23 protein-coding genes are annotated in these 22,357 nt (G+C 58.7%); 17 read left to right on the forward strand and 6 right to left on the reverse strand.

Going from position 1 to position 22,357, the window contains the following annotated elements; genetic code table 11:
• The first annotated feature begins 66 nt into the window (after window positions 1-66).
• Window positions 67-1,512, forward strand: a complete 1,446-nt coding sequence (locus GF108_RS16695; protein WP_153669158.1) for a lytic transglycosylase F — start codon at window positions 67-69, stop codon at window positions 1,510-1,512.
• On the opposite strand, the gene GF108_RS16700 is transcribed toward GF108_RS16695, so the two are convergent.
• The 3 genes from GF108_RS16700 to GF108_RS16710 form a co-directional block, all read right to left on the reverse strand.
• The gene (locus tag GF108_RS16700; RefSeq protein ID WP_153669160.1) at window positions 1,509-2,690 is read right to left on the reverse strand and encodes a hypothetical protein; all 1,182 of its coding nucleotides are present in this window, start codon (window positions 2,688-2,690) and stop codon (window positions 1,509-1,511) included. The genes GF108_RS16695 and GF108_RS16700 overlap by 4 nt on opposite strands.
• A 9-nt stretch (window positions 2,691-2,699) precedes the next feature.
• A complete protein-coding gene (locus tag GF108_RS16705) occupies window positions 2,700-3,965 on the reverse strand; it encodes an alpha/beta hydrolase (protein WP_153669162.1) in 1,266 nt (421 codons plus the stop codon).
• Between the two features lie 140 nt (window positions 3,966-4,105).
• Window positions 4,106-4,738, reverse strand: a complete 633-nt coding sequence (locus GF108_RS16710) for a response regulator transcription factor (protein ID WP_027231580.1) — start codon at window positions 4,736-4,738, stop codon at window positions 4,106-4,108.
• A 233-nt stretch (window positions 4,739-4,971) separates the two neighbouring features.
• Here GF108_RS16710 and GF108_RS16715 point away from each other — a divergent pair, with 233 nt between their 5' ends.
• The 6 genes from GF108_RS16715 to GF108_RS16740 all read left to right on the forward strand — a co-directional run bounded on the left by GF108_RS16715 (window position 4,972) and on the right by GF108_RS16740 (window position 10,324).
• Window positions 4,972-5,931 (forward strand): glycine betaine ABC transporter substrate-binding protein, encoded by a 960-nt coding sequence (locus GF108_RS16715; RefSeq protein WP_153669164.1) that lies wholly within the window; start codon window positions 4,972-4,974, stop codon window positions 5,929-5,931.
• Window positions 5,928-6,620, forward strand: a complete 693-nt coding sequence (locus GF108_RS16720) for a L,D-transpeptidase (RefSeq protein ID WP_027231578.1) — start codon at window positions 5,928-5,930, stop codon at window positions 6,618-6,620. Before GF108_RS16715 ends, GF108_RS16720 begins: the two co-directional genes overlap by 4 nt.
• Window positions 6,621-6,642: 22 nt before the next feature.
• Entirely contained in the window at window positions 6,643-6,972 is a 330-nt protein-coding gene (locus tag GF108_RS16725) for a hypothetical protein (RefSeq protein WP_246663982.1), read from the forward strand.
• A 72-nt stretch (window positions 6,973-7,044) separates the two neighbouring features.
• Window positions 7,045-8,532: a DUF3300 domain-containing protein gene (locus GF108_RS22270; protein ID WP_210386091.1), complete on the forward strand. Its 1,488-nt coding sequence runs from the start codon at window positions 7,045-7,047 to the stop codon at window positions 8,530-8,532.
• 41 nt (window positions 8,533-8,573) lie between these two features.
• The gene (locus GF108_RS16735) at window positions 8,574-9,506 is read left to right on the forward strand and encodes a DUF2950 domain-containing protein (RefSeq protein WP_153669166.1); all 933 of its coding nucleotides are present in this window, start codon (window positions 8,574-8,576) and stop codon (window positions 9,504-9,506) included.
• 29 nt (window positions 9,507-9,535) lie between these two features.
• Window positions 9,536-10,324, forward strand: coding sequence for a hypothetical protein (locus GF108_RS16740; RefSeq protein WP_153669168.1), 789 nt, complete (start codon window positions 9,536-9,538; stop codon window positions 10,322-10,324).
• Between the two features lie 52 nt (window positions 10,325-10,376).
• Here the strand turns inward: GF108_RS16740 and GF108_RS16745 are convergent, their stop codons facing one another.
• From GF108_RS16745 to GF108_RS16755, 3 genes are all read right to left on the reverse strand, one after another.
• A complete protein-coding gene (locus tag GF108_RS16745; protein ID WP_153669170.1) occupies window positions 10,377-10,793 on the reverse strand; it encodes a hypothetical protein in 417 nt (138 codons plus the stop codon).
• Between the two features lie 208 nt (window positions 10,794-11,001).
• Window positions 11,002-11,457: a tetratricopeptide repeat protein gene (locus GF108_RS16750; protein WP_153669173.1), complete on the reverse strand. Its 456-nt coding sequence runs from the start codon at window positions 11,455-11,457 to the stop codon at window positions 11,002-11,004.
• 22 nt (window positions 11,458-11,479) lie between these two features.
• Complete coding sequence (locus GF108_RS16755) at window positions 11,480-12,454, reverse strand: MBL fold metallo-hydrolase (RefSeq protein ID WP_153669175.1); 975 nt, start codon at window positions 12,452-12,454, stop codon at window positions 11,480-11,482.
• A gap of 310 nt (window positions 12,455-12,764) precedes the next feature.
• On the opposite strand from GF108_RS16755, the gene GF108_RS16760 reads away from it, so the two are divergent.
• From GF108_RS16760 to dmeF, 10 genes are all read left to right on the forward strand, one after another.
• A complete protein-coding gene (locus GF108_RS16760; RefSeq protein WP_153669177.1) occupies window positions 12,765-13,505 on the forward strand; it encodes a sigma-70 family RNA polymerase sigma factor in 741 nt (246 codons plus the stop codon).
• Window positions 13,502-14,290, forward strand: coding sequence for an anti-sigma factor (locus tag GF108_RS16765; RefSeq protein WP_153669179.1), 789 nt, complete (start codon window positions 13,502-13,504; stop codon window positions 14,288-14,290). The genes GF108_RS16760 and GF108_RS16765 overlap by 4 nt, the downstream gene beginning before the upstream one ends.
• Before the next feature lie 408 nt (window positions 14,291-14,698).
• Window positions 14,699-15,742, forward strand: coding sequence for a PstS family phosphate ABC transporter substrate-binding protein (locus tag GF108_RS16770; protein WP_153669181.1), 1,044 nt, complete (start codon window positions 14,699-14,701; stop codon window positions 15,740-15,742).
• Window positions 15,743-15,826: 84 nt separating this feature from the next.
• Window positions 15,827-17,293: a phosphate ABC transporter permease subunit PstC gene (pstC, locus tag GF108_RS16775; protein WP_153669183.1), complete on the forward strand. Its 1,467-nt coding sequence runs from the start codon at window positions 15,827-15,829 to the stop codon at window positions 17,291-17,293.
• Window positions 17,290-18,606 carry a phosphate ABC transporter permease PstA gene (gene pstA / locus GF108_RS16780; RefSeq protein ID WP_091945724.1) on the forward strand — a complete coding sequence of 439 codons (1,317 nt, stop codon included), beginning with the start codon at window positions 17,290-17,292 and terminating at the stop codon, window positions 18,604-18,606. The genes pstC and pstA overlap by 4 nt, the downstream gene beginning before the upstream one ends.
• A gap of 70 nt (window positions 18,607-18,676) precedes the next feature.
• Window positions 18,677-19,450 (forward strand): phosphate ABC transporter ATP-binding protein PstB, encoded by a 774-nt coding sequence (gene pstB / locus GF108_RS16785; protein ID WP_244506641.1) that lies wholly within the window; start codon window positions 18,677-18,679, stop codon window positions 19,448-19,450.
• 22 nt (window positions 19,451-19,472) lie between these two features.
• On the forward strand, window positions 19,473-20,198 hold the full coding sequence (phoU, locus tag GF108_RS16790) for a phosphate signaling complex protein PhoU (RefSeq protein ID WP_027231565.1): 726 nt from the start codon (window positions 19,473-19,475) through the stop codon (window positions 20,196-20,198).
• Between the two features lie 18 nt (window positions 20,199-20,216).
• A complete protein-coding gene (gene phoB, locus GF108_RS16795; RefSeq protein WP_027231564.1) occupies window positions 20,217-20,903 on the forward strand; it encodes a phosphate regulon transcriptional regulator PhoB in 687 nt (228 codons plus the stop codon).
• Window positions 20,904-21,064: 161 nt separating this feature from the next.
• On the forward strand, window positions 21,065-21,343 hold the full coding sequence (locus GF108_RS16800; protein ID WP_153669184.1) for a metal/formaldehyde-sensitive transcriptional repressor: 279 nt from the start codon (window positions 21,065-21,067) through the stop codon (window positions 21,341-21,343).
• On the forward strand, window positions 21,340-22,281 hold the full coding sequence (gene dmeF, locus GF108_RS16805; protein WP_153669186.1) for a CDF family Co(II)/Ni(II) efflux transporter DmeF: 942 nt from the start codon (window positions 21,340-21,342) through the stop codon (window positions 22,279-22,281). Before GF108_RS16800 ends, dmeF begins: the two co-directional genes overlap by 4 nt.
• The last annotated feature ends 76 nt before the right edge of the window (window positions 22,282-22,357 follow it).

The raw sequence follows: 22,357 nt of genomic DNA on the forward strand, positions 1-22,357 counted from the left end.
TCATCCGGGATAGAACCTGGGAAACCATAGCGACACGGCGCTGCTGGGCGGGGAGGCCCAAAACAAATGAATAAGAGGTGGTTCGTCAGTGCTGTCGCGCTCGCGCTGGCACTCTTGTGCGTGCCTGCAAGTCTGGCGCTGGCGGAAACAAAATCCCTCGTCCAGGCCCATCTGGACGATCTTGAGGGAATGAAGCAGCGCCGACTGGTCCGGGTCCACGTTCCTTACAGCAAGACAATCTATTTCCTAGATAAGGGCCGACAACTCGGCACGGCAGTCGATTTCGGGCTGGAACTTGAGACGGCGATCAACACAGGCAAGAAGCGTGAGGTCGATCGCATCCACGTCGCATTTATCCCAATGGGACGCGACCGGCTGATACCGGCGTTGAACGAAGGGCTTGGTGACATCATCATGGCCAACCTGACGATCACGCCCGAGCGCCTGAAGCAGGTCGATTTCACTATCCCTATCTATGACAAGGCAAGCGAGGTGCTGGTAACAGGGCCGGCGTCAAAGGAGGTATTCAACCTTGACGGACTGTCCGGCAAGGAACTCGCAGTGCGGGAAACGAGCAGCTATTACGAGCATCTCCTGAAGGTCAACGAGGACCTTAAGTCGCGCGGCAAGGAGCCGATCAAGCTCAGGATCATGGACGACAATCTCGAAGACGAAGACATCCTCGAAATGGTCAATGCCGGCATTTTGCAGTACACCGTCGTCGACAAGTACAAGGCAGATATCTGGGCGACGATTTTCACCGACATCAAGGTGCATGAGGATATTGCAGTCGCCAAGGACGGCGAGATCGCCTGGGCGATCCGCAGAAACAGCCCGCAACTCAAGAAGGAACTCGACACTTTCGTCGCCGCCCACCGCGTTGGCACAGCGTTCGGCAACATGTTGCGCAGCAAATATTTCAAGAGCGACAAGATCCTGCAGCGCGACTATTCGGGCGAAGACGTGGAAAAGTTCAAGCAGCTTGTCGAGATCTTCCGCAAGCACGGCAAGACCTATTCCTTCGATTATCTGATGCTGATGGCCCAGGGTTATCAGGAATCGAAGCTCGATCAGGCGAAACGCAGCCCGCGGGGCGCTGTCGGAATCATGCAACTGCTGCCCGCCACGGCGCGAGACAAGGCGGTTGGCATAAACGGCATCGACAAGGACCAGGACCGCAATGTCGAAGCCGGGTCGAAATATTTGCGCTATCTTATCGATACCTATCTCAACGAGCCGGACATGAAGGAACGCGACCGCCAGCTGATGGCATTTGCCGCCTATAATGCCGGCCCCGGCAACCTCAACAAGTTCCGGAAAAGGGCCACGCAGATGGGGCTCGATCCGAATATCTGGTTCGGCAATGTGGAGAATTCGGCGGCCGATATCATCGGGCGCGAGACGGTGCAGTACGTCAGCAACATCTTCAAATACTACGTTGCCTATTCGATGCTCGTGGAGCGCCTCGGCGAGCATGCCGACGCGGTCAATGCCGGAGCCAAAGGCGGCTAGAGAAGCAGCAGGCGCTTCAGCACCGGTACGAGTTCCTTGATCGGCAGCTGCGTTATCGCGACCGCGACGAACGGAAGCAGAGCGGCCGCGGACACCGGTACCAGGGTGGAGCGCGTCACCAGCATGGGTGAAAGCTTCTTGGCGGCGTCGTAGAATTTGCCGGGATCGCCGAGCTCATCGTCGGCCAGCGCCTTGCCGTCATCGGCCACGAGATTCTTGCCGAATGTCTTGCGCTCGATCTGCCGCTGGAAGTCCGTCCCGCGTTCGCTCGCCGCACGCAGCGCGCGCTTCTTGAAGTTGGCGAGTAGCGCTATGAAGCCCGCGAGCGGTATGCCGAAATAGGCGAAAATGAGGGCCAGCCAGAGCCCCATCACCTGGGCGATTGCAGTGACGGTAAAGCTGCCATGCAGCACCTCGTGGGTCACCGATGCTGCGATCACACAACTGACGGCCACCGTAAAAAGCACATAGGCGTTGGGGTATTGGCCGACGAAACCGAGGCCGGCGTGGCCGTCCGGGTGCGTTGCGACAAGTCGCGTTTCCAGCTTGGAAAAATCCGCAAGCAGCATCGACCAGATGATATGGCGCCAGAATGCGCGGGCGGCGAGGAACCAGAATAGCGTGTTGCTGACGGCAACCGCCCACCAGGCCGCGAGGCTCGGTGTCGGACCTTCCGGCCCCACGGTCGCCGCCCAGGAAGCCAGTGGCTGGTCCTGCATGTTGTGGTAGAGGAGGAAGGAGGAGAGGATCGCCAGAAAGAGACTGACCAGGTCACCGGCCGGCGCGTTCCTCCGCCGAAGCGCCTTGGCAACGGCAGCGCTGGCCGCGGCCCTGGATGCTTCGGGAAGCAATGGGCCCGAAAAGAAGTTCCGCACACCTTCGCGAAGATTGTTCTCGATCTGGGTCTCGGCAAGCACCAGCAGGCCGATGGCAAGGCAAAAGCGGGCCCAAGGTCCGGGGTCGAGCAGAAAAGGCCGCTCGGCAAGCGGCCCGAAAGCAGTGCCTGCGACCAAGCTCAAGAGCAGCGGCACACCCCAGCTGAGCGCCACGAAAAGGGCGGCACGCAGCGTGGGTTTAAGGTCCTGGCGACGGACGAGTTTCGCTTGCAGCTGCAGATCGTAGAACGGCCCCCCACGCGCAATGAGGAACTGCTGGCCGTCCTTGTGATCGTCGGTCATCGCATCACCCTAGTAGCTCAGTTCCTTCGATGGTGTCGGGCTGCCCAAGGTAGAACCCAGTTCGTCGCTCTTCTTCGGCATGCGCTTCGGCTCTTCAATCACGGTCAGGGGCGCCGCAACGGTTTTCGCGGCGATATTGCCGACGGTGCTGACCGAGCCGGCAACGACTGCCGTGATGCCCTGTCCAAGCGAGACGTTGGAGTCCGTCAGCGTCTGTCCGGTCACGAGGCGCTGGCCGATAAGCTGGACCACTTGCGGGCTCTCGGCGAACTTGCCGTGGTTGAGGCTGTCGCCGGCTTTCACCTTGGTGAGGTCGATAACGGTGATGCCTGCGTGTTCCAGCTTGGAGCGGTAGGGCTCCTCCGCCGGATTGATGGCTCCAAGCCGCTGCACATCGCCGGAGATGAAACGCGACGCGGCGAGAGCGCGGTCGTCCTGCGAAACGAAAATCGTGAACTTCGGGCGCTTTTCTCCCATCTCGGTGAATTGCCGCGCGAACACATCGACATCGATATCCGGTGAAGCGAGGATCACATTGTCGATCTTCGGCGCTACGCGTCCGTCGCGAATTGCCATTTGGCGCAGCGACTCCATGGCAAGCCAGGTGCCCATCGAGTGGGCCATGACCGTGATATCCTTGACTTCGGGATCGTTGGCGAGCGTGCGCAACGTTTGCTCGAAGGCGACGCGCGAATAGTTGGTGCTCTCTTTGTCGTAATTGTAGTCGAAGACGCTGGCGCGCGAGGGCCAGGTGAAGAGGATCGGCGTCACCTGTGCGCCGGAGTCGTGCACGATCTGGGCAAAGCGGAAAACGGAGTCCTCATAGCGATTGTTGAACCCGTGCACGAAGACCAGCGCATGGCCACCGACAACATGCTCGCGGAACCAGGCGCGTCCTTCGGCGACCGAATTCAATTCCTTCACGTGGGTGACCGCGAAGTCGGTCTTCGGATTGGGCGGTAGCCGCTTCGGCCACTGAACGGTGCCGGGCTTGCGAATCTTGTCGGAGGGAATCGAGACCGTAATATCGGTGAGGTAGGGTTTTGGACTACGCTCGCCGGTAAAAAGCGTTGCCGGATCGTCCGAGGGCACGCGGCTTGTCACGACCAGCATATCGACAGACGAGCCACCGGTCGCGCCGGTGGTCATGACCGGCGCCATCACGCCTTTGGGGTGCCCTGCGCATCCGGCAAGGGCCAAACCAAGGACAATAATGGCGGGGGAGAATGTGCGGACGGACCGGAACAAAAGTGCTTTCGAAGATCGACGAACCATGGTCATGCTTTCAAACAGGCGGATTGCTCCGGACTAAAACAAAACGATACGCGCCGAACGACGACACTGTGTACATGCTGGCTTGAGCTAGTAATGGATGAAAATGTCAGTTTGTTAAAGCTCATGCGACGGCCATCCGGTCAAGCTTCGATCAGCCGATTGCGAATCGCGTAGCGAACCAGCGAGGCGGTCGACTTCGCATCGAGCTTGCGCATCGAGGCCGCCCGATGGCTTTCCACTGTCTTTTCACTGAGACCGAGAATTGCTGCCGTCTCCTTGTTGCTGTGCCCCTCGGCGATGAGCTTCACCACTGCGGTTTCGCGCGACGTCAGGACACTCGGCGAAGCGTCCGCCTTGGCGAGATAGGACGAGACCAGGATGTCCGAGACGGTTTTGGTGAAGAACGGCTGGCGATGTTCCAGGGCCTCGACGGCCTGTACGAGATAAAGCGTTGCGTCCGATTTCAGGAGGTAGCCGCGAACGCCGGCCTCAAGGATGCTGCGCAGCAACGCCTCATTGTCATGCTGGGTGAAGATGAGGACTTCGGTTTTGGGACTGTGCAGCCTGATCTGGCGCGCCGCTTCCACGCCGTTGATGAAAGGCAGGGCATAGTCGAGGATGGCGATGTCAGGCTCACTGAGGCGCGCCTGTTCGACGGCGTCGCGACCGTCGCCGGCTTCCGCCACGACCTCCCAGCGATCGCGCTTCGACAGGATCGCGCGGACGCCCTGTCTGACGATCTCATGGTCGTCCGCGATCAGAATTCGTGTCATGCCAATCCTCGTATTCATCTGCCACGATCATCTCGCCGGCACGGTTTACCCCTACACTGGAAACGACGATGCGGCAAAAATTAACTGTTACGTACTTCCGGTAACGGACGCGATGTTGGCTAATGCGCGCAACGAAAACAGCGGGAGCGCTGAACATGAGTCAACGATCGTTCGGGAGCCATTTGCAATCTGTGGATGAGCTTGGCTTGGGGGGACCGCCGCTGCGAAAGAGGATGGCACGGTTGGGACAGACCGCAGCGTTGACGTTGCTGCTGGCAATGGGGCAGTCCGGACTGGCCGCGGCCGCCGATCTTGTGGTCGCTATGCCGAACTGGCCTTCGGGCCAAGTAACGGCCAACATCATAAAGAGCGCCCTGAAGAAGGAACTGAGCCTCGACGTCGAGGTTCGCGAGATGGGTACGATGATCGCCTTTGCCGGCCTTGCGTCGGGCGAGGTCGACGTGCATCCCGAGGTGTGGCTGCCGAACCTCAATTCTCTCGTCACCAAATATGCCGACAAGGTTCAACTCGCCGATACTGGCGTCGATGCTTGGCAGGGCATCTGCACGACCAAGCAGACGGTCGAAAAGACCGGAATTCACTCGGTGACCGATCTCTTGGACGCCAAGAAGACCGCCGCGCTGGATACCGACGGCGATGGCAAGGGCGAGATGTGGGTCGGCGCCGAAACCTGGTCGTCGACGGCCATCGAGCAAATCCGCGCTAAGAGCTATGGTTACGACAAGGACCTGCAGCTTTTGCAAATGCCCGAGGATATGGGCATGGCGTCAGTGGATGCGGCCGAGGCTGCGGACAAGCCCGTGGTCTTCGCCTGCTATAGCCCGCACGTCGTCTTCAAGCTGCATGATATCGTCAAGCTCGATGAGCCAGCCTTCGACCCAGCCAAGTGGCATGTCGTCCTTCCCGCCGACGATCCCGACTGGCTCGCCAAATCGAATGCGCCCGTCGCATGGGACAAGGCGCATTTTCACATCGCCTATGCCAAGGCGTTGGCAACGCGCAAGCCCGAGGTGACCAAGTTCCTCGAAAGCATCGATTTCACGCCCGAGGAAATCACCGACATGAGCTATGCGGTGGAAGTCGACCGCCAGACGCCGGAAGACTACGCCGAGGCCTGGGTGGAAAAGAACCCGGATCGTATCGCGAAGTGGGTAAAGGGGGGAGGGCAATGACCATGCACCTGCGTAATCCTTTGAGGGCGAAGCTCGTTGCCGGGGTGGCGGTGGCAAGCCTGGTTCTGGTCGCTCCGTTCGGACTTGGTTTCGCGCAAGTTCCGAAGACCCAGATTTACGATGTGAAGACGCGTACCTGGATACCCTACGACAGCCGCAAGGCGCGCAAATACTACGCCGCCAACGGCCAGGTTCCGGAAGCGTTCCGCCGGCAAATGGTTACGTTCCGCACGGCCGAAAAGCCTGGAACGATCATCATCGATGGCAACCAGCATTTCCTTTATCTGGTCAAAGGCGGTGGTCAGGCTGTTCGCTACGGTATCGGTGTCGGCCGTGACGGGTTTGGTTGGGCAGGCATCGTCCGCGTCGGCCGCATTGCCGAGTGGCCGACCTGGACTCCGCCCGCAGAAATGGTGGCGCGCGATCCGAACGCCGTCAAGTTTGCCGGCGGCATGCCCGGCGGGCCCGACAATCCGCTCGGCGCAAGGGCGCTCTATCTCTATGATGGCGACCAGGACACCATCTACCGCATCCACGGCACGCCTGAACCCTGGTCGATCGGACTTAACGTCTCGTCGGGCTGCATCAGGATGAACAATGACGATATCGTCGATCTTGCCTCACAGATACAGGTCGGCGCCAAGGTGATCGTGCTCATGCAGGGCGCTTCACTTTACAAAGGTGTTTAAGCAACTGGAGCAGGGGGACACGATGCTTTGGAAGTCTGATCGGGAATACACGAAAACGCTTGTCTGGATTGCGCTTGCCGCTGGCACCTTGACGTTCGGGGGATGCGTATCGAATACGCCTGCGCCAGAAAACATGGCGAGAAATACGCAGCAGACTGCTCCAGCCGACCTGCAGGTCGCCTGTGCCAACGCCGCGACGCAAAAGTTCGGCGCCAATCACGCTTCGGTGCTGCCGGTCAGTTCGAGCGCGCTCGACGGCGGGAAATACCAGATCATACTCGAGGCAAAGGGTCAGCGCTCGACCTGCCTGATCGACCAGACGGGGCAGGTGCTGTCGCTCGAAAAGATGTGAGTATTCTTACGTAACCATAAGCAAGCAATGAAATTGCCTGTCGCGAAAGCGAACCACCAAGGAGATGCCGGAATGCCATTGCACTACAAGACGATTGCCCTCATTTCATCAGTCGCATTCATTTTATTTTCCGGACCTGATTTAAACCATGCCTTCGCACAGACCGCCGCCGCACCTGCACCGGCGGCGGCGCCAGCCGCAACGCCTGCAACGCCCGCCGCAGAAGCGCCGGTGCTGATGACGGCGGACGAACTGCAAATCCTCGTTGCGCGGATCGCGCTCTATCCCGACGATCTTGTCGCATTGGTATTGTCGGCCAGCCTCAACCCGCTGCAGATCGTTCAGGCCGAGCGGTTTGTCGAACAGAACAAGCCGAACGCAAAGCCGGACGCTGCATGGGATGGAAGCGTGGTATCGCTCCTCAATTATCCGACGGTCCTGAAGATGATGAGCGACGACCTTGATTGGACGCAGCAGCTCGAAACCGCCGTCGTCAATCAGCAGAAGGACGTGCTCGTCGCCATCCAGGATTTGCGTGACAAGGCGGTTGCAAATGGCACGATCAAGTCCAACGACAAGGTCGTCGTCGAAACCAAGAACGACAATGTGATCATCCGCCCGGCCAAGAAGGAAGTGACCTACGTTCCGACCTATGATCCCGTCATCCTGACGAGCCCTACCTATGTCGCGGCCGCGCCCATTGTCTACGGCGACCCCTATCCGTCCTATTATTATCCTTACGCGCCGTACTGGGCCGGCTTCGTGACCGGGGTCGCGTTCGGTGCCGCCGTCGATTGGAATAACTGGCATTCGTGGGGAGGCAATGACGTCAACATCAACGTCAACAACTTCAACCGCGACGATTTCCATTTCGACAGAAACAACATCAACAATCTCAATTTCGACAACAGCAAGTTCAATTTCGATCGCGATTCGATCACGAACAATCTGCGCGAAAACAATGCGAACCGTCTCGATCTCAAAAACGGCGGCTTGCAGAATCTTGGCGCTGGAGGCGGCCTTGCCGGCGTCGGATCGCGGCTGCAGAGTTCTGATGTGCGGCGCGACGTCCAGAATCAGCTGAAGCAGGGCGGCGGCAATCTTGCCGGCAAGCTGCAGGGGCAGGGCGGCAATCTCGCTGGCAAGCTCCAGGGACAGGCCGGCGGCGGCAATCTTGCTGGAAAGCTCCAAAATCAGGCTGGAGGCGGCGATCTCGCAGGCAAGCTACAAAACCAGGCCGGAAACAGGAACATTGGTCAGAACAAGGGCAATGTGCGTGCCAATGCGCAGAAGGCCGCTGGCCGCGTCGACAATCGCCCAAGGCAGCCGAGCGCCCTCGGCAATTACGGACCGGGTCGCGACGCCCGCTCTGCCTCGCAACGGGGCAATCTGAGCCTCGGTGGCGGTGGCGGCGGACAGCGCTTCCAGGGTGGCGGTGGCTTCCAGGGCGGCGGTGGCCGCTTCCAAGGCGGTGGTGGTGGCGGGTTCCACGGCGGTGGCGGTGGTTTCCACGGCGGTGGTGGTGGTTTTCACGGCGGCGGCGGCCGTTTCCATCGCTGATCGCTCAACACCAATTGCGCATTCCTTGAAGGGATTTCGATATGTACAGGACCACTTTCAAAATACTGCTTGCCTCCGCCTTTATTGCCCTGGCGGCCCCCTCTGCACCGTCATTTGCGGCGGAACCCTCCTTGCAGCGTTTTGTCGGCGCTGAGCCGCAAACGTTCAAGGAACCGGGCGAAGCGCTCGATGCCTTGAAGAGAGACCTCGATGCAAAGGATGTGGATGCCTTGGCAAAGGTTCTGGGCCTCAACGCAGCGGCTGCGAAGAAATCCGATGATTTCGACGACCGGCTGAGCGATCTCCAGAAGGCATCGAAGGAGCGTGCCGAACTCAAGGATCGCGAGGATGGCTCAAAGACCGTCATCCTTGGAAATCTCGACTGGCCCTTCCCATTTCCGCTGGTCAAGCATGATGCCGGTTGGCAGTTTGATACGCTTGCCGGCCTCGAAGAGGTCTTGGCGCGGCGAATCGGTGAAAACGAACTTGAAGCCATAAAGACCATGCGCAATTACGTCGCCGCGCAGGTGCTTTACGCCCAAAGCGATCACGACGGCGATGGCGTGCTTGAATTTGCCCAAAAGCTCATAAGCGACAAAGGCAAGCAGGATGGACTTTATTGGCCATCGGCAGGCGGCGAGGAGAGCCCTGCCGGCAATTTCGGCGAAGCAAGCAAGATCGAGGGCGCTCCTGCCTCGGATCATGGGTATTTCGGCTATCGCTACAGAATACTCAGGTCGCAGGGCGATAACATCGCCGGCGGCAAGTATGATTTCGTCATCAATGGCAACATGATCGCAGGTTACGCGCTGATCGCCTGGCCGGCTGTCTATGACGAAACGGGCGTCAAGACATTTGTTGTGAGCCATCATGGCACCATCTACGAAAAAGACCTTGGCCCGGCTACCGATAAGCGCGCAAAGGAGATAAGGTCATTCAATCCTGACAAGTCATGGGAACCGGTCGAGGATTGAGTGCTTTGCGCAGAACTCGGGGGAATGACATGAAAAATCCTATCGCACTTGTGTCCGTACTGGCTGCAGGTCTGCTCGCCGCCAGCCCGGTACGCGCCGCTGATATTTACTCCGCCATGGCGCCGGAAGTGAACCAGGTCGAGAAGGACGGCTGGACCTTCGCGGTCAGTCCCTACTTCTGGGCGGCGGGAATGTCCGGCGATACGGGCGTCTTCGGCCTCCCGCCCGTACATACGGATATGAGTTTCAGTGATGTCTGGGACGAGCTCGACTTTGCCGCGATGACAATCGGCGAAGCGCGCTACGACCGGTACAGCATTTTTGCCGACGTGATGTACAGCAAGATTTCAGACGCATCGGGGACACCGCGAGGAATATTGGCGGATAGCGTCGGTGTGTCTTCCGAAACGTTTGCCGGCCTGCTCGGCGGCGGCTATTCGGTGCTGCAAAACGACCGAGGCAATCTGGACCTCGTCGCAGCTGCCCGTCTCTGGTACGCCAAGACTGAGATTTCATTCAACGGCGGCATACTTGACGGCGTCGATCGAAGCGACAGTGCTACATGGGTTGATGCACTTGCCGGCGTGCGTGGCAAATATTCGCTTACCAACAATATCTATCTAACAGGCTGGGGCCTGGTTGGTGGCGGCCAGGCAAACCTTGATTGGGACGTTGCAGGCGGGATCGGCTATTCGTTCAACGAGAAGGTATCGGCCGTAGCAGGCTACCGTGCCCTCGGAGTCGACTACAGCGATGACGGTTTTGTTTTCGACGTCGTCCAGCAGGGCCCGATCCTCGGCGTCGTCTTGCATTTCTGATCAGGAAACGTCAAAGGGCTCGCGCGCATTATAGCGGCGAGCCCTTGTCTATTCACATGTCACATTTCTGGTAGGTGACATACATATTGTCGCCGAACGGATCGTAACGCTGGAATGTTTTTGCGTCGACGATCTTGAACGTGACCGTCATATCATTCTGGATCATCGAGTCGACGCAGCTGAGATTGGCCGAAACCCGGTCCTTCTGCTTGCGAACGCTCTTTGTTGTGCAGATCGCGTTGGGCCCTGCGACCTTGCTTCCCGTGACCAGCAATCCGGTGGACGTTGATGCCGTTCTATCCTTGAATACCGTGGACTTGCCCTTTTTGGTGAAGGTATCCTCGCATTTGGTGCCGTCCATGGTCCAGGCCCCCTGCAATTCCTTTATCGTCGCAGCCATCACGCCCGTTGCCATGCAAAGGCTGATCACACTGCCCAAGAGCGCGACCTTGCTCATTCTACCCGTCATCGAGTTCACTCCGATTTGTTTTAGTGGTGGCGCGATAGGGATCCGAGTTCTTGCCGGACTTGGCGCTGCCAATCGATATACCGCTACGGAAAGCCAACCCTGTCAACGGCTTCCGGCTCATTTACTGCAAGGAATGGTTGCATATATCGCGACGGAAAATGCTGTCGACGCACGTCGCGGGCGGCAAGTAACCGCCCGCGGCATTGGTTCACCTCGCCGCAATGAAGTTGCGCAGATCATCCAGTTCCTCGCAACCAGCCGGACATAGCTTGGTCAGCGAGGCAAGCTGCTCCTGCGCCTTGTCCATCTTGCCGGTCTCGACATAGAGCTCGCCGAGATATTCGTGGGCGCCCTTATGATCCGGTTCAAGTTGCAAAGCCTTGTCGTAATAGGTGAGGGCGGTGTCGAAGTCGCCGGTCTTGCGCAAGGTGAACCCGAGGAGGTTGTAGACATCAGCCTGCTGGTCGGTCTCGGCCAGGTCGCGAAGCTGGGCCAAAGCGCCGGCATAGTCCTTCGCATCGATCTTCGAGCGAACCGAGGTAAGGTCAACCGCGGGGTCCGGCTCGATGTTGTCGACCGCGTAGGCCGGCGTTATCGAACCGAGCGGCGTGAAAGCCGTGGTGGCGGCGAGTGTCAGCAGGCCGATAAGTACGTGCTTGATCATAATTTCATGCTCCTTTGTTTGGTCAGGCTTGAACGGTCGGGGTAAAGGCATAGGCGTTGCCGTCCTTTACGAAGGTTCCCGATCCCGGAAATGGGAAGTGCGACCCGCAGATCTTGATGTTGTCGGCGATTACGCGGTCGATGAGCTTGTGCCGGGTGGCGATTGCCATGGGACCGTCCTGATCATAACTCCCCTGCCACTCCGGATGCGGCGCCAGCAACGCGGGCACGTACATCGTGTCGGCCGACACCATGAGTTGCTCACTGCCCGAGGTGACGAGGAACACTGAATGTCCGGGCGTGTGGCCGGGCGCGGCGATCATCTGGATGCCGGGGGCTGCCTCGGCTCCATTCTCGACGCGGTTCCAGTTCTTCCAGGTGGGGAACACCGAGGCGATGCGCCGTCCTGCCGCTTTGCGGCCCTCGGCCAGCTTGTCGACCCGACCGGGGTCCGTCCACCACTGATACTCGGCGTCGTTGACGATGATTTCGGCGTTGGGAAAGATCGGGGCGTTGGTTTGCTTTTCCATGAGACCCCAGACGTGGTCGGGATGGAAGTGCGAAATCATCAACGTATCGATCTTGGTATAGTCGATGCCAGCGGCCTTCATATTTGCCGGCAAATGCGTTGCGTTGGCCTGCCACTGGCCGACGCCTGAGCCTGCATCCATCATGATCAGGCGGTCACCGACCTTGAGGACGACGACGGTGAGCGGTATCGGCATGAAATCGGTAGTAAGCCCGGCCTTTGCCAGGGCTTGCTTCGTCTGGTCGACCGAAGCGTTCTTGATGAACGCCGGATCGTGCGGCTTCCGCCAGATGCCGTCATAAATGGCGGTCACTTCAATGGATCCGACCCTGTATTTGTAGAAACCGGTTGCCGGTTCAACTTGCGCTTCGGCACGCGCGGGCAGGGTGACTTCCAATTTGCGCGCGAGGCCGAAGGCGGCGGCCGAGGCGGCCGCTCCAAGGACTGTGCGGCGTGTAATATCAAACATGTGCTCGTCTCCTTCGTGAAATGGTTCATTCCGGGCGGAGAACTTTGTCCGATCGACGGTTCGATCCGCTAAACAAGGAGACTGAATGGAAGGCGATTTTATTCTCGCTCCAAGCCGAAAAATCCATCAAGTCATTGAATTGAATAGATATATTTGGTTTGTCCGAAAGAGGGCGGTCACGCTGGCATTTTCGGCCCGTCCCAAAAACGAGGGCGTCTCAAAAAAATCATCGATCTGGAGAATATTTCACGCGGCAGAACGATCTACCTGGTGAATGCGGCTTTTGCCGCTCGATGTTCAGTAGGCAAAAATGACAACCGTACGAGGCATGCGCATGGCGCTTACATCGACTTTGCTGCCGCAATATCCGGCCTTCACCTGGCTGTCCGGGCTATTCGATTTCAGGAATAAGGGCGACCGTGGTTTTAAGCCACGGGCGAATACCACGCTGCTTATGGTTTCGTCGGCAGTTGCAAGAACGCCTATCGTGGACGAGGCCCGTACGGCCCGCTTCAACCAACTCATGCTTCCGCAACTGGACGCCGCCTATAATTTCGCACGCTATCTCAGCCGCGATAGCGACGCCGCGCAGGATATCGTCCAGGACGCCTTTTTGCGGGCTTATCGCAATTTCGACGGCTATCTCGGCGGCGATGCCCGCGCCTGGATATTTGCCATCGTCAGGAATTGCTACTTTGCGTGGCAGCAGGAGCGGGGTCGCAAGCGCCGGTTCGAGGCGCCACTTGCCGAATCTGCGCATTCCGACAAAGCCGGAGCCGAGGCGTCCGACATAGCGTCGGAGGAAGATACGCCGGAAGACGTGCTTATCCGCGCGTCCGAATCGGAGCGGGTTCGCTCCATCATCAACGCGCTTGCCAACGACCTGCGGGAAATACTGGTGTTGCGAGAGCTCGAACAGCTTTCCTACCGCCAGATCGCCGATATCATCGATGTGCCGATTGGAACCGTGATGTCGCGGCTCGCCCGGGCGCGACGGGAGTTCGGCCGATGCTGGCGCAACGAAAATGGCGATGAGGAGGCAGCAAAATGAGCAAGACCTCTCACGCCTGCCCGGATTGGTTTGTGATGATGCACGGTTATATCGATGACGAACTCGATGCGGTCCATGCACTCGCATTCGAAGAGCATCTCCAGACCTGCGCGAACTGTGCAAGGGAACTCGACAACGTCCGATCGCTGAAGCACATGATGTCCCAGGACAATGTTCGTTGGACGATGCCGCCACAGGTTCGCGAGACAATTCTCGCAGCAATTACGCACGAGCAAAGCGGGGCGCGCGCGCAAGGCAATCACTGGGCTGCGCGGCTGCTGCAATTCACCAAGCGCTGGAGCTATATTCCTTCCTTTGCCGCCCTGGCGGCGAGCCTCTTCTTGGTCTTCTCGCTGCCGCCGACGCAAACGTCGCTGCAGGATCAAATCCTCGCCAGCCATGTCCGCTCCCTGATGGTCAGCCATCTGACCGACGTGCTGACTTCAGACCAGCACACCGTGAAGCCGTGGTTCAACGGGAAGGTCGATTATTCGCCGCCGGTGGTCGATCTTTCGGCGCATGGCTTTCCCCTCGTCGGCGGCCGCATGGACTACATTGACGGCAAGGTCGTGGCGGCGCTCGTCTACCGACGCAACGCCCATGTTATCAACGTGTTCGTGTGGCCATCCGCACCAGCGGCAAGCAGCGAAAGCGTGCGGGAAGGGTATAATCTGATCAAATGGTATGAGGATGGCCTGACGTTTTGGGCGGTTTCCGACGTCAATCCGTCCGACCTCCGAGCGTTTCGCGACCTATTTGCCAATGCTGTCGAGAAATCCGGCTAGAACGTTCGCCCACTCTTTTTGATGCCCTCAACGACGCGCACACGATTGTGACAGCCTTATTGCGGGCTCAGAGAATTTAGCGAAACTTTCGAGCGTGACCGGGCATGTTAAGCTGGCTAAGTTCCTGTTCTGCGGGAACTTGGCCGGGTTGTCGCCGCCTGTCGCAATTTTATCCGGAGAAGCTGCTGGAATCATTGATCATATTCCATTGCGCCCATCTACACCCAATTCAGTAGACTAATAAGGTTTTGGTTTCAGTGTGATTTTCGATTCACGTGCTAGATGCGGGCCCACGCAACTCCTGCAACATAACTGTTACAATGCTGTCATATGACTGTAATAAAGCTTCTATAGACCGCAGCCGACGTTAGAGGCGTCACACGAATTAAACCAACAGGAGCTGCTCCTATGAACAAGCTAATTTCCACGGCCGCAGTGCTTGCAATTGCGGTGGCCGCATCGACGGTGGGTGCATCTGCCCGCGACCAGATTCAGGTTTCTGGCTCCTCGACCGTGCTGCCCTATGCCAAGATTGTTGCCGAAACGTTCGGTGAGACCTTCCCGAACTTCAAGACGCCAGTTGTTGAATCCGGTGGTTCTGGCGCAGGCATCAAGGAATTCTGCAAGGGCGTCGGCGAAGACACGATCGACATTGCCAACTCTTCGCGCCCGATCAAGGACACCGAGCTGAAGTCCTGTGTTGACGCTGGCGTCAAGGACGTTGAGGAAATCCGCATCGGCTATGACGGCATCGTTTTCGCCACCGACATCAAGGGTCCGGACTGGAAGATCGTCCCGAAGGACATCTACACCGCTCTCGCCGCTCAGATCGTTGTTGACGGCAAGCTCGTAGACAATCCGAACACCAAATGGAACCAGGTCAACCCGAACCTTCCGGATTGGGACATTGCTGCCTATATCCCCGGTGAAAAGCACGGCACCCGTGAAGTTTTCGAAGAGAAGCTGATGACGGGCGGGTGCAAGGCTTCCGGCGCTGCTGACGCAATCAAGAAGCTCGGCCTCGACGAGAAGGCTTCGGCTGCTGCCTGCGTCAAGATCCGCAAGGACGGCAAGGCCATCGATATCGACGGCGACTATCCCGAGACGCTCGCCCGCATCGACGCCAACAAGACCGGCGTTGGCGTATTCGGCCTCGCTTTTTATGAAAACAATGCCGACAAGCTGAAAGTCGCGACGGTTTCGGACGTTGTTCCGAGCACCGAGACGATCGCTTCGGGCAAGTATCCGGTTTCGCGTCCGCTGTTCTTCTACGTCAAGAAGGCGCATCTCGGCGTTATTCCGGGCCTGAAGGAATATGTCGACTTCTTCCTCGGCGATCAGATGATCGGCGAAGACAGCCCGCTTGCTGAATACGGTCTCGTACCGGCTCCGGAAGCAGAACGTAAGGCCCAGCGCGACGCGTTCGCCGCCGGGACCACGATGAAGAACTAAATTCCTAAGGTATGGGGCGGCGCAAGCCGCCCCTGTCCCGTTTCGAATTCAAACTGAATTACAGGACAGATCGGGGAAAGTTTGATGTCCACGTCATTGGTGTTTGTCATTATCCTTGCGATCGGCGTTATCGGATACTTCCTTGGGGGCCAGCGCGCTGTCAGCAAGAATGACGGAAGCGTAAAGCCGCACTCCCTGCCGCACTACCATGCCTGGTGGGTATTCCTGGCTTCCGCGTTGCCAGCGATCCTGTTCCTGGTCGTCTGGGCCGGCGCGACCAATATCTACCTCGAGCGCTCCGCGATTGCCGAACTGCCAGTGCGTACGGCTGACACCGTTATCGCCAGCCAAAGCCTCGAACTCGGCATGGTCAGCGGCATTGCCCGCGGCCTCGGGAAGCTGACGACCGATGAGATGACAAATCTTCCCCAGACCTTCGCCGAGTTGCGCCCGCTGCTTTCAGCCAAGGGTGTGGCGCTCGCGCCCGACGGTCAGGACTATATGATCCCGATCGCCGTTGAGTGGAACAAGAACACCCAGCGCGCGAACTACATCGGAGGCATCATTGCACTCCTTCTGGCAGTCGGTGGCGCGCTTTATGGCCTGTCGGGGGTTCATGTTCGGGCGAGGGCGCGCAACAATGTCGAGCGCGTCATCCTCGGTGCTCTGCTCGCTGCCTCCACGATCGCCATTCTGACAACCGTCGGCATTATCCTGTCAATGTTGTTCCAGACGCTCACCTTCTTCCAGTCGGTCTCGCCGGCAAGTTTCTTCTTCGGCACCGTATGGGATCCGCGCTTTGCCGCGGCCGGCTCAGGCGGATCGCAGGGCCAGTTCGGACTGATCCCGCTCCTTGCCGGCACGCTCTACATCGCTTTCGTCGCCATGCTTTTCGCTGTCCCGGTCGGCCTCTTCTCGGCGATCTACATGGCTGAATATGCGACCCGCGGCGTGCGCTCCGTCGTCAAGCCGCTGCTCGAAGTGCTCGCCGGCATCCCGACCATCGTCTATGGCTTTTTCGCCCTCGTCACCGTTGGACCTTTCCTGCGCGACCTCAGCGCGGCGCTTTCCGGCGGCTATGCCTTCATCCAGGCGCAGAGCGTGCTCACCGCCGGCATCGTCATGGGCGTCATGCTGATCCCGTTCGTCTCGTCGCTTTCCGACGACATCATCACGGCTGTGCCGCAGTCGCTGCGCGACGGATCGCTCGGCCTGGGCTCGACCCGTTCTGAAACGATCCGCCGCGTCGTCCTGCCGGCCGCGCTTCCGGGCATTGTCGGCGCGCTGCTCCTGACAGCATCACGCGCCATCGGCGAAACGATGATCGTCGTGCTCGCAGCCGGCGTTGCCGCCAACCTCAACATCAATCCGTTCGAGGCGATGACGACGATCACCGTCAAGATCGTCAACCAGCTGACAGGAGACCTTGAGTTCAATTCGCCGCAAACCCTCGTGGCCTTTGCTCTCGGTCTCACGCTCTTCTTCATCACGCTGGGCATGAACATTTTCGCGCTCTACATCGTCCGCAAGTATCGGGAGCAGTACGAATGACCGACATAGCCCTCAATCCCGCTGCTGCATCGGCACGTCCCGCCCGGCGAGACATTGGACTCAAGCGTCGCTACGCTGCCGAACGCCGGTTCAAGCTTTATGGCATCGCAGCGATAGCGATCGGCATCTTCTTCCTCATTGCGCTGCTGTTCTCCGTGTTCTCCAACGGCTACACCGCGTTCTGGCAGACCGAGGTCAATCTTGCGATCAATCTCGATCCGAAGATCATCGATCCGGACAATAAGCGTGCCACCGATCCGAACGTGCTTCTGACCGCCAATTATCCGGTTCTCGCCCGTAATGCACTGGCGGAAAAGCTCGGGGTCGCCCAGACCGACAAGCCCGGCTTGCGCGAACTCGGGAAGCTTTTCTCCGATGGCGTGCGCGGCCAGTTGCGTGAGCTCGTTGTTGCAAATCCTAATCTGATCGGCACTACGCAGAATGTCTGGGTGCTGACGGGCGCCGATATCGACTCCGCGTTCAAGGGCCAGATCGATCTGAGCGTCGACCAGTCGCGCCGCAAGGTTTCGGACAAGCAGGTCGAATGGATGAACAAGCTGAAGGCTGACGGCGCCATGGCGCAGCGCTTCAACACCGGTCTTTTCACCTATGGCGCGTCAAGCCGTCCTGAAACCTCGGGTCTCAGCGTCGCCCTCATCGGTTCGCTCTATATGATGCTGATCGTGCTCGGCCTCTCGCTGCCCATCGGCGTTGCCGCCTCGATCTATCTTGAGGAATACGCCAAGAAGAACCGCCTGACCGATATTATCGAGGTTAATATCAACAATCTTGCGGCGGTCCCGTCGATCGTCTTCGGTCTGCTCGGCCTCGCAGTTTTTATCAACTTCCTGCATATGCCGCGCTCGGCATCGCTGGTCGGCGGTCTGGTACTAACGCTGATGACGCTGCCGACAATCATTATTGCGACGCGCGCCGCGCTGCGTGCCGTGCCCCCGTCCATCCGCGCGGCGGCGCTTGGCATTGGCGCGTCGAAGACGCAGATGGTTTTCCATCACGTCCTGCCGCTCGCCGCACCCGGCATTTTGACCGGTACCATCATCGGCCTGGCGCATGCCCTCGGCGAGACCGCGCCGCTGCTTTTGATCGGCATGGTGGCTTTCGTCGCCAACAATCCGGTAACGCCGCTCGATCCTTCGACCGCCTTGCCCGTGCAAATCTACATGTGGGCCAACGAAGCGGAGCGCGCCTTCGTCGAGCGGACGTCCGGTGCTATCATCGTGCTGCTTCTCTTCCTCGCGGTCATGAACATCACGGCCATCCTTCTGCGTCGCCGCTTCGAGCGCCGCTGGTAACTGTTCGAGAGAGGACCTAGTTATGAACCTTATGACGGAACGAAATCTCGAAAAGGCGGTAAACGACAAGATGAGCGCCCAGCCCAACGCAATCAAAATGCAAGGCAAGGAAGTCACTGTTCACTACGGCGATAAGCAGGCCTTGTTCGGTGTCAGCCTCGACGTGCCGGAAAAGATGGTGACGGCGCTGATCGGCCCTTCGGGCTGCGGCAAGTCGACGTTCCTGCGCAGTCTCAACCGCATGAACGACACCATCGAAGGCTGTAAGATCGGCGGCAAGATCACGCTCGATGACGAGGATATCTACAATCCTAAGATCGATGTCGTCGAACTTCGCGCCCGGGTGGGCATGGTATTCCAGAAGCCCAACCCATTCCCGAAGTCGATTTTCGAGAACGTCGCCTATGGCCCGCGCATTCACGGGCTCGCAAAGGGTCGCCACGAACTTGATGAAATCGTTGAGAAAAGCCTGCGCCGCGCCAGCCTTTTCGACGAGGTGAAGGATCGCCTGCATGAAGCAGGCACGGGTCTTTCCGGCGGCCAGCAGCAGCGTCTGTGCATTGCCCGCGCCATTGCCGTCAGTCCGGAAGTGATCCTCATGGACGAGCCGTGCTCGGCGCTTGATCCGATCGCCACCGCAAAGGTGGAGGAACTGATCGACGAATTGCGCGAAAACTACACCATCGTCATCGTCACCCACTCAATGCAGCAGGCAGCGCGCGTTTCGCAGCGCACGGCCATGTTCCATCTCGGCAATCTTGTCGAGGTCGGCGATACGGAAATGATGTTCACAAGCCCCACCGAGAAGCGCACCCAGGACTATATCACCGGACGCTTCGGCTGACGCAGGAACGAGGACAAAGCACATGACCGAGTTGCAGCACACTGTGCGCTCTTACGATGACGAACTGAAGTTCCTGACGCACAAGATCGCCGAGATGGGCGGTCATGCCGAACGCATGGTCGAACAGGCGGTCGCCGCCATGGTCAATTCCGACAATGCGCTGGCGCAGCGCGTCATCTCGGACGATCTGATCCTCGACGCGGGTCAGCGCGAGATCGATGAAAAGGCCATCACCATCATCGGCAAGCGCCAGCCGATGGCGATCGACCTGCGTGAAGTCATCGGGACGATCCGTATTTCCTCCGATCTCGAGCGCATCGGCGATCTCGGCAAGAACATTGCCAAGCGCGTCGTTGCCGTGACCGATACCCGCCAGACGCTCTCGGTCTACCGCGGCTTGCAGACAATCGCCGAACTTGCCTTGACCCAGCTCAAGGACGTGCTCGACGCCTATGCGACGCGCTCGGTACAGCAGGTGAACATTGTGCGCGAACGCGACGACGAAATCGACGCGCTCTATACGTCGCTGTTCCGCGAATTGCTGACCTATATGATGGAAGATCCGCGCAACATTTCCGCCTGTACGCATCTTTTGTTCTGCGCCAAGAATATCGAGCGCATCGGCGACCACGCCACCAATATTGCCGAGACGGTCTATTACATTGTTACCGGTTCGCAACTGCCGGCGGAACGTCCCAAGGAAGACCAGACGCATACTATTATCGTGGATGAAACGACCGAGTCCTAATTCAACTGAAGGCTTGATATGGCAATAGCTCCCAAAATCACCGTTGTGGAGGACGAGGAAGCCCTGAGCGTCCTCCTCCGTTACAATCTTGAAGCTGAAGGCTATGTTGTCGAGACGATCGCACGTGGCGACGAAGCGGAAATTGCGCTGCGCGAGAACGTTCCGGATCTTCTGATCCTCGACTGGATGCTGCCCGGCCTGTCGGGCATCGAACTCTGCCGCCGCCTGCGGGCGCGGCGCGAGACCGAGATCCTGCCAATTATCATGCTCACTGCCCGCGGCGAGGAGAGCGAACGCGTTCGCGGCCTTTCGACCGGTGCCGACGATTACATGGTCAAGCCGTTTTCGACGCCTGAACTACTGGCGCGCATCAAGTCCATGCTCCGCCGCGTCAATCCCAGCCTGCTTTCGCACGTGCTGAGCTTCGGCGATCTCAAGCTCGACCGCGAACAGCACCGCGTCTTCCGCAAGGAGCGCGAGCTGAAACTTGGCCCCACGGAGTTTCGGCTGCTCGAATTTCTCATGCAATCACCCGGACGGGTCTTTTCGCGCGGCCAGCTGCTCGACAATGTCTGGGGTGCGGACATCTATGTAGATGATCGCACCGTTGACGTCCACGTCGGTCGCCTGCGCAAGGCGATCAATATCGGACGTTCGATAGATCCGATCCGCACGGTACGTGGCGCCGGCTATTCGTTCGGCTGATCCCCAATTATTCCGATTCTGATAAGGGCGCCGCATCAGCGCTAAATGGCTGCTGCGGCGCCCTTCGGTATTTTGCAGTCCGTCGAGGATGTCCTTGAACCCTCAGTCCTCAGGTATCTTGGACTTGAAATTTACGCAAATATAGGGTAGGGGGCTATATTATGTCTCATACCACCAAGGAAAAATCAAAACTCCTCGCAAGGGTCCGTCGTCTCAAGGGGCAGATGGAGGCCGTCGAGCGTGCGCTCGAAGCGGAAATGCCGTGCGGTGACATTTTGAACCTGGTGGCGTCGGTGCGCGGCGCGGTAAACGGCCTGATGGGTGAACTCATCGAGGATCATATTCGCATGCACGTCGTCGATCCCGGAACCGAGACGGACAGCGAACGGGCCAAGGGCGCCGCGGACCTCATCGACGTTGTAAGGATGTATCTGAAATGAGCCACGATCACGCGATCCATTTGCCTCAAGGCACGCATGCCCATGTGTTTCTGGGTGACGATCACGAGCGCAACGAACGACGCACCTGGTTTGTGATCGCGCTGACCGCGACGATGATGGTTGCGGAGATCGTGGCGGGAACGGTTTTCGGGTCGATGGCGCTTGTCGCCGATGGCTGGCATATGTCGACACATGCAGCGGCGATGCTGATCGCAGCATTGGCCTATCTTTATGCAAGGAAGAATGCCAGCAACCCGCGTTTCACCTTTGGCACGGGAAAATTCGGCGATCTCGCGGGTTTTGCCAGCGCCGTAATCCTCGCGCTTATTGCACTGCTGATCGGCTGGGAGAGTTTCCTACGCCTTGCCAACCCCATCTCGATCAGCTTTCCGCAGGCGATCTCCGTTGCCGTGCTTGGCCTTGCCGTCAACCTTGTTTGTGCCTGGCTCTTGCGCGACGACCATAGCCATCATCACCACGGCCACCATGGCGATAACAGTCATCACCACGGTCACGATCATAATTTGCGCGCCGCCTATCTGCATGTTCTTGCCGATGCGCTCACGTCCGTCCTCGCCATCATCGCCCTTCTCGCCGGCAGCATTTACGGCTGGCTTTGGCTCGATCCGGCCATGGGAATTGTCGGTGCTCTTGTTATCGCCAGATGGTCATGGGGTCTCATCCGCGATGCCGGCGGCGTGTTGCTCGACTATGTCCCTCAGGGCGAAGACCTGCCTGACGAAATACGTGGCGCCATCGAAAAGGAGGGCGACGTGATTACCGACCTGCACGTCTGGCAGCTTGGCCCGGGGCATCACGGTGCCATTGTTTCGCTTTTGAGCGACGATCCGAAAGCGCCGTCGTCCTATCGCGCCAAACTCGCACATATCCATGAGTTGTCGCATGTGACCGTTGAGGTTGAGCCGAAGGCAGCGTAAATTTCGATTCAGGTGTGTCACACGCGGCGCTTTGAAGATCCCGCGTGCGCCGAACATTCGAATAGCCGGGAGCCAT

The organism is Phyllobacterium sp. SYP-B3895 (assembly GCF_009647635.1).
Lineage (GTDB): Bacteria > Pseudomonadota > Alphaproteobacteria > Rhizobiales > Rhizobiaceae > Phyllobacterium > Phyllobacterium pellucidum.